Source organism: Streptococcus sp. DD10 (assembly GCF_001578805.1).
Lineage (GTDB): Bacteria > Bacillota > Bacilli > Lactobacillales > Streptococcaceae > Streptococcus.
This window is the reverse complement of sequence record NZ_KQ969169.1, coordinates 14,427-24,191: the sequence shown is the minus strand read 5'-3', so window position 1 is coordinate 24,191 and position 9,765 is coordinate 14,427. Positions and strand designations below refer to the sequence as shown.

3 protein-coding genes are annotated in these 9,765 nt (G+C 37.6%); 1 reads left to right on the top strand and 2 read right to left on the bottom strand.

Annotation, left to right across the window (positions count from 1 at the left end; translation table 11 throughout):
* Positions 1-403: mucin-binding protein (locus STRDD10_RS09780; protein WP_156468651.1), on the bottom strand; the 403-nt coding region annotated here is incomplete at its 3' end.
* Between the two features lie 80 nt (positions 404-483).
* Positions 484-2,991 carry a YSIRK-type signal peptide-containing protein gene (locus STRDD10_RS11245; RefSeq protein WP_067195630.1) on the bottom strand — a complete coding sequence of 836 codons (2,508 nt, stop codon included), beginning with the start codon at positions 2,989-2,991 and terminating at the stop codon, positions 484-486.
* A 1,362-nt stretch (positions 2,992-4,353) separates the two neighbouring features.
* Between STRDD10_RS11245 and STRDD10_RS11240 the strand changes: the two genes are divergently transcribed.
* The coding region (locus STRDD10_RS11240) for a Rib/alpha-like domain-containing protein (protein WP_082782095.1) at positions 4,354-9,765 on the top strand (5,412 nt) is incomplete at its 3' end.

The window sequence follows — 9,765 nt, the reverse complement described above, 5'->3', positions numbered from 1 at the left end:
TTTCGTCTAGGATAACTTTTGTATCTTTGGCTGGTGTAGTAACTTCTTTTGCTGGAATTTCTTTTTTATCAGCAATATATCCTGTTAAAACAGTTACCTCTACTCTATCCCATGTTTTATTTGTACTTTCCCAATCGGTATACGTAACTTTTTTCGTTACAAGATTAACTGTTGCTTTTCTAGTAAAGGTAACCGATTGTTCAGTAGGATCCTTTGCTTTTTCTTCCGTAGCAGTATCTGAATCTTTCTTCACATAAGAAATGATACGTTTTGCAATCGTATTCAAATCAGAATTAGCCACTCCCTCAGGCCATTTCAAGTCTGGAGTATCTCCATTTGGATTTACCGGGCTATCTTTTTCATGTGGTGTTGATGAAGGAACCTCAATTATTCTAGGTTTCAAAGTGATTTCAAATGTTTGAGATGGTTTTGAAACACCTGCTTCAATATCCTCTCGTTCATCAAAATTAGGATGAACACCATTTACATGGTAAGCGTCACTTTCAACTTCGTAACCTTTTTTATTAATTCTTTTACCTTATTGGTGATTTCATCACTATTTGGTAATGCTGTTCCAGCTTCACCTTCTAACTCTACTATTTTAGAATGTTTATCATCAGTTGTTTTAATAACTACATTTGCTTTTTGATTTTTAACTACGTATTTATAAACAACTTCTATAGGATTTTCTGATAATACTCCATTTGAATTATTTGGCAAATCTGTTTTAACAAGTTTATAAATTACACCATTTTCAGTAATTTCTTCTTCAGGTGTAACTGAATAGTTGTTCCCAACAATATTTTCTAATTTTGCTGTACCATCTTTTGAGACTGTTTCTCTAATCACAGAAGAGATATTATTAGATTTCACATATTTTACGGTAACTTTCCCATATTTAGCTTCATCATATGCTGCTACAATATTAGACACCGCATCATAGACCGTTCCGCTGGTTGCTGTTCTATTATATGGACTATTTTTTAGATACTCTTTAAAAACATAGTATTTATTATCTGTTCCTTTTATAATATAAGGTGCAGTAGCTGTCGTTGTTTTGCTATTCTCGTTTTGAGATTCTTCTATCTTTGTCGTATTAATTGTTTCTGTTGCAACCTTAGCGTCTGTAAAATCTTTTGTGGGAGTTGCGGTAGCAAATTTATCAATTTCTGCAGTTCCATCTTTCACAATTGATTTTGCTTTTAAAATTGGACGATTATTTCCAGCGTTAATATAACGCATGGCAACATTTCCAAGCTCTAAATATTCTGTTAGCCACGTTCCAGAAGTATCAAACTCATTTTTCTTAGGATATTTCCAATCAAATTTCACTGCTGGTGTAAATTGACTATTTAAATTTCCTTCGTCACCATCTTTTGTGACAGTTAGCTCTTCTTCTGTAGGTCCAAAAGTTTTATCATTCTTATTATATAATTTAAAAGTATCTTTTACAGGTTCTCGTGAAACACCCAATGCTCCCCAATTTACTCTATATAAAATACCTTTACTTGCTGTTCCTCTTACAATTTTTAATGTTACTTCATTCTCAGATAGTTTAGTAACTTGGAAATAAACATCTCCTCTAGGTTCTTTTAAAATAACGTCATTTTCATTTATTTTTGAATTTGCGGTTGTAATATCATTTTGTAAATTCGCCTTAGCTTCGTTAAAATTACCAATCTTAACAAATTTATTTAAGTTGTTATTTTTTAACTTAATTTTTATCGTAGTTCCTGCTTCATACTCATACTTATTAGTTCGAAATTGTAATTCTTCATCGTGAGATAATAATTCTCCATTTTCACTAATATCCATCGAACCTGTAGTAGAAATTATTGAAGGAGCAGTTTGATTATCGTCTTGTTTAATCTCTGTCCTATTCATAATGTATGTTTTTTCTACAACTGGCTGGTCATTGATAAGGATCTTACTTGTTACTTCTTTATCCGTACTAATTTGTGGATAACGTAAACTATAGTTATTAATCGAACCTGTAAATGAAACATCAGTTAAACTTTCAATAGCAGAAGTAAACTCATACGTAAAACGAGTTTTAGTACCTCTATTTTTAATATGTGCATCTTCTTTTTCTTGTAGTGAAACGGCATCATCCCGTTGCGCCCAGTAAGGTGTTTTATTGCGAGATGCGTTAGCGCCATAAGTTTCAGAATAGAGTTCTTCCGTTTTTATTAAATTAGCAAAATTTTTTCCATCTTTACTTAAAGCCTTAGGTAAACTATCTCCGTTTCCTAATTCTTCAAAAGTAATGCTAAAGCTATCTCCCTGTTTATAAGCACCGTCTTTGAATTTCAGATTATAACTAATGTTATTAACTCCTGAATAGCTTCCCATTCTAGGTTCTGTTGAAATAGAACCACTTGCTGTAATTTTTCCTCCATCAATTGCTACATCATTGTTAGTTTGTGTTTCTGGTGTTCTAAATCCACTTTCTCCTTGGTTAGGGAGGGCTTGACCATTGCGTGGATCACGACTTCCTGAGTTAGAAATAGAAGCTGTAGCTGGTTTGGTAACAGCTTGTACCTTGTAGCCTTTGGTAACCAGTTTGCTCTCTTCCTCAGCTGGAGTTTGTGGCTCAGTGGCTGCAGGGCTAGGGGGAGTTGTCGTTTCGACAGAGTTTGTCTGAACTTCTTTTCCTGCTTCTTGTTCAGCGACTGGATCTACTAGTGGAGCAGGAATTACTGGAGTTTTTTCAGTTTCTGGACTTGCTTGGGGAGTAGCCCCAGTAACAGCTTGCTTATCTGTCTGTGCTAGCTTACTAGGGATAGCTTCCCCAGTAGTAGAAGCCTCTTTCTCCTGCCCAGATGGGTCTGTAGTAACTTGTCCTACTTCTTCAGGAGAGCTTGATAGCTGTTCCGCTTGAACCGTTTGGTTCATACCGATTAGAAAGGTTCCTAACAGGACTGAAGCTGCCCCGATAGAGAACTTCCTTATAGAAAAACGTTGAACACGTTTGTTAAAAAAAGGATTCATTCTAAAATTTCCTCCATCATATTATATTAACGATTTATTATACAATAAATATAAATTAGAGGCAAGGGAGGAAATCTTCAATTTCTTTAATCTTTTAAGGGATATTATGATAAATAAAGAATGATATATATATATATATATATATGCATGTATTTCTGGGAAGAGGAAGTGAAAATAAGGGGAGTTTTAATTTTTTGTAACATTCAATAAACTTACATAATTGGTAGAATTTATAATAATTACAATTATATTAATTTTTCGTTACAAATAAGTTGTGCATCAGTTCACTTCTTCAAACTTCTATTTATAAGTAAGTAGTAATAGAAATCAAGGTAATACTCTTTCTAAAATCTCTTCAAACCACGTCAGCTTCGCCTTACCGTAGGTATGGTTACTGACTTCGTCAGTTCCATCCACAACCTCAAAGCAGTACTTTGAGCAACCTGTGGCTAGCTTCCTAGTTTGCTCTTTGATTTTTATTGAGTATAAGTGTTAAATAACTGAGTGTCTTGAAAACAGTTCCAAAGTTTTGTTTGATTTCTGAATAGTTTTCTTATGATTGAGGGTGTATTGCAAAGTATTACCTAATTTGACCTAATTTTGGAAAATGAGCAAACCACATTTTATAATAGACATCCTCTGCATCATCTCCTAAAAATTCTTGAAAACTAAGCTACTAAGATGTTGATTATGATGGTAGAGGGTTGATGCCTTGCTTCTTAGATTTGCTCGATAAAAATGTCCAATAATAGGTCAGATGACTATCATTTTCAGAATCCTATAAGACCTATCATCCGCACGAAGCAAGGTGCAGAGTTACTAGTTTTTCGCAAAAGGTTATAAAGGACTTTAAAATAGTACTGACTTGTCTAGATAGGTCAATTACTGTTTTTTAACGAGTGATAGGTAGATCTAGCTTGTACCAATTCTCTTTATGATGGGAATTAGAGACGTTTAGATTGAACTTTTGTTGGCTGGTGTGAGCAATGATAGAAGTTGAACCGAAATGATGCGTCTAGCGACTTTTTTAGATAGGAGCTTTGATACTTTTATCCTATATTTCCTCAATAACATAGGTGGAAAGTATTTTTATGCACATGTTTTATAGTAAAAATAAAATTTCGTTAAGAATTAGTCAAAAAATATCCTTATTTCAGATATTTTTATTGCAAAATATCACCAATATGTGTATAATAATAGCTGTGATAGCTGTGATAGCTGTGATAGCTGTGATAGCTGTGATAGCTGTGATAGGGAGGATTCTACCTAGGACAGCTCATTTATCTACTAGTTCACAGTGCTTGGATTCTTTAGAACCCAAGTTTTTTATCGCAGTTGTACATTCCCAAAAAGGAGGAAAAAATGGAAAATCAAAATCACTCTCTGGATAGAGTGGAGCATAAGCAGAACGATAAAATCTTGCGCTTCTCTATTCGTAAGTATAGCTTTGGTGCGGCATCTGTAGCTGTCGCGGCTCTGATGTTTTTGGGAGCTCGTGTAGCGAGTGCAGACACCCTAGCATCAACTACTGCTACAAATGTTGAAGCAGTGGTAGGAGATGTATCGGAACAGACTTTACCGAGTGTTACTTCTTCAAGTGAGGTAGTAGTTGAACAAAATGATACAGAAAAAAGTTCGGTTAATGGAACGTCAGCTACCCTAAGCGATGCAGTTCAGGAGACTCCTGCAAAGGCAGATACGACTCGTCTAGCCCAGTTGCGCCTTGAGCTTAAGGACTTGCTTGCCAATAAGGCAGGTGCGGATCAAACGGCTCTAGCAGCGGCAAAAGCAGACCTGCAAGCGGCAGAAGCGCTTTTGGCAAAGGCTGATGCAACTCAAGCTGAAGTAGACGTCTTGGTAGCTCAGTTGTTGACACGCATCGAGACCGTTAAAGGGCTAGAAGTTCCAGTAGCAGATGCTAAGTCTGAAGCCTCTAAACCTGAAGCAACAAGTACAGAGCAAGCTCCTGCAACAAAAGAAGTAGCAGAAGAAAAAGCGGTAACTGAAACACCAGTCGTCGCTGAGGAAGTAGAAACGACAGAAGCAAAAGCGAAGCTTCAAGTCTCTATCGGCCGTTTGGAGCAAGCAATCGCTCAAACTCCTGACCATGACTTGACACGAGACATCTTAGAAAAAGCAATCGCTCAAGTAACAGCTGCTAAGGCAGTTTTGGGCAATGTCCAAATCAGTCTGCGTGAAATTGAGGACATGAACCGTGCTGTGAAAAAGAACGAAAGCTCTGTTATGATTGCACGCAACCGCTTGACATCTGGACGCAATGATGTTCGTAATGGTGCTGCTATCCCAGAAGGTTCTACCCTTCGTGCAGGTGAAGAAGCAACATATAATAATGCTGTTGGTCTTTACTTTACAAAAGAAGGAGATGGCTCAGGTTATCCACCTGGAACCATGTTATTTAGAGATCGTCGTGAAAATACAGCAGATAACCAACGTGTAAGTGATGTAAAAAATACAGTTAAAGTTGTTGTTCAACGTAGTGGAGATACTTACGATTGGCAATTAATTTTTGATAATGATCCAGTAGCTCACCAGCAGGCTCACGCTTACTTCACAGTTCCAAAAGGTCATAATGTGATAGACGGTTCGGCTTCGCTTACTACCTATTGGGGTGGGGACCCTACTAAAATAGCGGTTAACACTCTAGGACAAGTTAGCCGTAACCTGGATCAAATTTTCAGTATGCACTTAGGAAACATGGCTACTGCAAACTATGGATATCCTGGTGGTGGTATTATTTGGTCTTCAAGAAATGCTACAAAAGATGGATTTTGGTCGGGTTCAGAAGGGAAAGTACAGACCCTTAAAGATATCATAGCAAATGAAAATCATCCATATTATACACGTACAGGTGGAGCGCGTACTACAACAGAAAAAGATGTTCTTTTATCAGATTACTTGTCGGATTGGATTATTCGAAATACTGAAAAAGTATATCACTTCCAAATCGACTACCGTGGTGCAACTAAAAACAGTTTCCCAACGTTTGTAATTCGTTACAAAACAAAAGCATCTGAAGATACACCATTAATGTATGCAGCTGGATTACGGTCGTATGAGTTTGCCTACCACCGTAATGATATGCAATGGTATGGGCTTCCAAGTCCGAAGGTGACAGGAAATGACCAGACCATTGAAAAAGGGAAGGAAATCCGTTTAGAGTTTACAACTAAGGATGATTTGGCAGGTTTTTCACTTGGTGATGCGAAGCTAGGTTACAATACAGCTAATTCCATTACACTAGTAGATAGTGCCTTGAAGCTGGATAATCAAAAAGTTGAAATTCAAAAAGTAAGCGACTATGAACATAAGCTCATCCTGACAGGTCGTGTCATGTCAGACGCTAGTGACACTGGTTATAAAGTTAAGGTGAAATCTGTTAACAACGTTGGACAAAGTGCTGAACATACAGCTACTATTAAAGTTACTCAACCGAGTGATACACAAGCACCAACTTTAGAAGTAACGCCAGCAGAACAAACTGTAAGAGTTGGAGAAAATATCGTCTTTAATATAAATGGTCAAGATGATACTAAGGTGAATTTAGATTTTTCAGATATATTCAATAAATATGGTAATCATATGTCTACGTTAAAATCTAATTATTCAGTAAATACTGATAAACAAAAAACACTATCTGTTAATCTTGGAGCAGCAACAGCAGCTGATATTGGAGAAAAAACAGTTACCTTTAAGGCGAAAGATGACTATGGACATGAAACTGTTAAAACAGTAAAAGTAAAAGTTATTGCAGCAACTAAAGAGAATGAAACAAATAATCCAACAGCAGAATCTCTTGAAATAGGAATCAAACAACAACTAACAGATGCGGCAATTATTTCAAAAGTTAAAAATTATCCAAGTAATGCAAAGTTAAGTGTTAAACAAAAACCTGATACAGATACAACAGGTAACAAAACAGCTACAGTTGTTGTAACTTATTCTGATAATTCAACTGATGAAGTACCAGTACCTGTAGTAGTTAGTGATACAACACCACCAAAAATTTATTGGGTAAAAGATGATGGTAGCAGAGTTGAGTTAGGTAAGACTCATGAAGCAGGACAAAATATAGTTATCCCACTATTCCGTGGAGATGCTATAAATACTCGTCTTATAACAATAGATGATAGTGGTAGAGTAACTGACTTTAAAGTAGAAAATCTTCAAAATGGTTTTAGTTTTACACCTGTAAATGGAACAGCTTCAGAAGGAAGTCCGCTTACTCAAATCGTAACAGGAAATGTTGGTCTAAATGTAACGAAAGGTAAGTATACTGCTCGCGCAATATCAACAGATGGTACCAATTCAACGACAGGACATTTTGTATTTGAAGTACACGAGCAAGCTGAAAAATACACGCCAGAAGCAAATACGCTAACTGTACCATTTAACCATACAATCACAGATGATGAGGTTAAAGGAAAAGTTATTGCTAAATCTGGAACACCAGCTTTCCCAACAGGAACTACTTTTGAAGTAGTTTCAAAACCTGATACCAACACCACAGGAACGGATAAAAAAGCAGTTGTGAAGGTTACTTACCCAGATAAGTCAAGTGAGAATATCGATGTACCTGTCCATGTCGGAAATGACTCAGCAAGTAGATACCCACTAATAGGTCAGACAGCCATTGTTAAAGTTGGAGATTCACTAAAGACATGGCAAGGACGTGTAGATTCTAACCAATACACAGATGCACCAAACGGACGTGGAGTTGATGTGACATGGGGTTGGGAAGGTGAAACTCCGAAAGTTGTTCAAGATACAGCAGGTGTCTTTAAGTACACAGCAACAGCAACTCATACAGACACTTCAGTAGCTAAATCAAATCCACAAGTAACCATCATCGTTAAACCAAAAGATCCAACAATTGAGACGGACTTAACAGGTAAAGCAGAACTACCAAATACAGAAGTGGTCGTAAATGTTCATGAAGGCGTAAAAGATGGTTCTACTGTCACTCTTTACGGACCAGATGGATATGCTATCGGAACAGGTACTGTACAAGGTGGTAAAGCTACGATTACAGGAACGATTCCAAAAGGTAAGATTACAGCTAAAACAACTGTTCATACAGATAGTCAAGATGTAATATCAGATGCTAGCCAAGGAAGTGAAGCTACGACAAACAAAGCTGCTCTATATCCTATCAAAGGTAAAACTACAACGGTAACAGTAGGAGATAGTTTGGCAACTTGGAACGGAAAAGTTGACGGAAATATTTATACAGATGCTGGACCAAACGGTAAAGGTATCGGAGTTGAATGGGGCTGGAAAGGAACTGCACCGAAAATCGTTCAGGATACGGCAGGAGTTTTCAAATATACAGTAACAGCAACTCATACAGATAAAACAGTAGCTGAGTCAAACCCACAAGTAACCTTCATTGTTAAACCAAAACAACCGGTAATCGAAACAGACTTGACAGGTCAGTCAAACAAAGAGAATGTGCCAGTAACTGTTAATGTCGGAGAAGGGGTGAAAGATGGTTCAACAGTAACGCTTTATGGACCAGATGGAACAACTGTCATCGGTACAGGAACTGTAACAAATGGTAAGGCAACTGTCACAATTACAGGTAAGGTACCAGTAGGAAACATTACAGCTAAAACAACGGTGAATACACCAGGTGAATCGGATGTAGTTTCAGACTCAAGTCCAGTTAAGCCAGCGACAAACATCGTTCCAGTAGCTAAGACACAAACAGTGGGTCATAATGATCAGCCATCTGCTAAAGATAGTATTGGAAATAACAAGGACCTTCCAGCAGGAACAACATACACATGGAAAACAACACCAAATACGGCTACACCAGGGAATAAAGATGGACTTGTAACGGTAACTTATCCAGATGGTTCAACTGTAGATGTTCCAGTTACAGTTACGGTAACGCCTCAAAAGGATATTTACTCTCCAACACCTGTTAATCAAACAGTTGGTTTGAATCAATTACCAAAAGCAGAAGATAGCATTGGTAACAAAGGTAGCCTTCCAAACGGAACAACCTATACATGGAAAACAACGCCAAATACCTCTACATCAGGTGATAAACCAGCAGTAGTACTTGTGACTTATCCAGATACAACAGTAGATGAAGTGCCAGTACGAGTGAGGGTAACACAAGTTTCTGATGATTATGCACCAAGCTATGATGAGACAGATGGGAAACCAGGTGCCAGCGTGCAGATTCCAGTCAAGGAAGCAGCTAACAAGCCATTCCCTCAAGGAACAAGGTTTACGAGTGATGATTCTGCAATTCAGGTTGATGATCAAGGGCGTGTAACCTTTACTGTACCAAGTGATGCTCCTGTCGGTAGTGAAATCACAAAAACTGTTACAGTTACCTATCCAGATGGAAGCAAGGATACAGTTCCAGTGACAGTTTTGGTGAAGGATCACGATAAGGACGCTTACACACCACACTATAATGATGGTAGTGGTAAACGAGGGGATACAGTTACAATCCCAGTAACAGAAGAAAAAGGTCGAGAATTACCAAATGGTGCAAACTTCACCAGTGATAATCCTGTAATTCAGGTTGCTGAAGATGGAACGGTTACAGTTACTATTCCAAATACTGCTAAACCAGGAGATGAAATTACAGGGACTATCACAGTCACTTACCCAGACGGTAGTGTGGATCCAGTTTCAGTTAAGATTACTGTGTCTGAAGATTTAACAGGAGTCGTAACAACCCCATCTTCCGTTACAGAGAAGGAACCAGTGACTCCAGTAGTGGTTGTAACACCAAAC